Raw genomic sequence first — 1,884 nt, 5'->3', positions numbered from 1 at the left:
TACACTGGCGAGCAGCGACGATGCTTCATACTGTCGTCACGCCCGGGCTCGCGAACAATCGGATGCACACGGAGCAACGGAGTCGGGCGCCTTTGGGTTTTAGTTTCTACTCGATCGCCGTTGCCCGGTGATCCTAGCCGTTCGTCGTGCTTGGTCACGCTGGTCGGTTCTTCTAGCTTTGAGTTTGGAACGACGCACAAGCCGGATATGGTGACTGTAGTCGGCCCACCGCATGATGACGCGACCTCTGTTTCCTGGTGATCGCTCTTGAAGTCGCGGTTTGGTAAACGTTTCCAACAACCAACAATCGCCAACAATGGTTCGTGATCCTGTACGCCCATCGCGTCGTCGCGGTGGAGTCTTAGAATCGTCCCAACACTCCGGAATGATTCATCGATCGGATGTCGCTTGACTCCGGCACCACGATTCGCACACACGATGCTGATCCCGACCCAGACTGATGGATCACCCCATGCTGCTTAGCGATTGTTACAATGAATCACGTCCGTCCAGCTTCGCGCCGGCAGCAACCGTAAATCGACGAACAATTCGATGCACGACGAGCCGCCGAGTCGTGGTTTTTGAAGTGGATGATCACTTGCGGCGGCCGCGTGATCCCCGCCGTTCGCCGACATACGTAAACCCCGATGAGTTCCAGCCCCTTCCTTCACGTCCGATCGCCAAAGCTTGGCGTGATGCCGGGCGAGGATGATGAACTTGTCAACGAGGGCATGTACGGAAAGGCGTTTGCTCGCTATTTGCAATCTCATTTGATTGAGAACGGATACGAGGCGTCTGATTTCGTTTGCGAAGACTGGGGGTGGTGGGTCACTATTTCTGGGCTACCGTTCACGTGTGGCATCGGGGTATACGGCATGCAGATCCCCGATAGCGACGCTCTCGATTTGTGTGCCACAGTGTTGACGCCGCGGGGTAGAAAGTGGAGCTGGTCGAAATTCATGTTTGTTGACACAACAGCAGAGGTCGACAGGCTGCACGAAACAATCCGTCGCATCTGCGAATCTGACGACGATGTGACAGTTGTTGCCGAGACGCCGGACTTTCCTCTGTAATTCAGCATGACGAAGAGGCGGCGAACCAAGAAATGCACCCGAGTCGCGAAGTCGGGCGATTTGACAATGGACAATCTCTCGTCGCGACCGGGTGATTTCAGACGTTAGTCGTGCTACATCACGTTCGTTGGTTCATTCACCTTCGAGTGCGGATCAGATCCGACGCCTGTCGTCGTGACTGAATTCGGGGCCATCGCTTCGTGACGCGACTTCTGTTTCCTGTTGATCGCTCTTGATGTCACGGTTTGATAGATCCTCTTCTCCAATCGGATGATGGCTTGGTGATTTGCAACGCAAGTTACTTTCGTCGTGCCGGATGACTCGCGTAGTGGCCCATCGATTGGCAACGGAACAGTAGTCGCCTGTTGATCGCACCTGATGTTGCGGTTTGGCTGTCGCTCCTGGTTCACCGTATTGATTCACGTACCGTCCCATCCATTGGCAACGGACCCTCTGTCGCCTGTTGATCGCAATCGTGGTCACGGTTTAACATCGTAATCCCGCTTGACAATAAGGCCCATCACCACGCAGCGATTGCTACAATGGTTCTGGTCCGTCCAGCTTCCAGCCGGCGGCAAACGTAGCCTGACGAACCATGTGATGAACGGGAGTCGCGGGCGCTGCTGTTTCCTGAGTTCAAGATGTTTGGCCGCGACCCCGTTATCACCAACGTTCGCGATGCCATCCGACGCCCGGTGGTGAGGCCCACTGTTTCTCTGCGATCTCTAGAATCGCTAACGGTTCATCGATGATCAATGGTTTTGTTCCGTGCTCAGAAGAAGCCCATCGCCTATCGATGTTGCTTCAGATC

General features: G+C 54.9%; 1 protein-coding gene. It reads left to right on the top strand.

Annotation, left to right across the window (positions count from 1 at the left end; all coding sequences use genetic code 11):
* The first annotated feature begins 647 nt into the window (after positions 1-647).
* Positions 648-1,073 carry a hypothetical protein gene (locus FYC48_RS22225; protein ID WP_149498997.1) on the top strand — a complete coding sequence of 142 codons (426 nt, stop codon included), beginning with the start codon at positions 648-650 and terminating at the stop codon, positions 1,071-1,073.
* Positions 1,074-1,884 lie beyond the last annotated feature (811 nt).

The organism is Roseiconus lacunae, from assembly GCF_008312935.1.
GTDB classification, from domain to species: Bacteria; Planctomycetota; Planctomycetia; order Pirellulales; family Pirellulaceae; genus Stieleria; species Stieleria lacunae.
The sequence above is the reverse complement of the archived record's forward strand: the minus strand, read 5'-3'. Positions and strand labels throughout refer to the sequence as shown.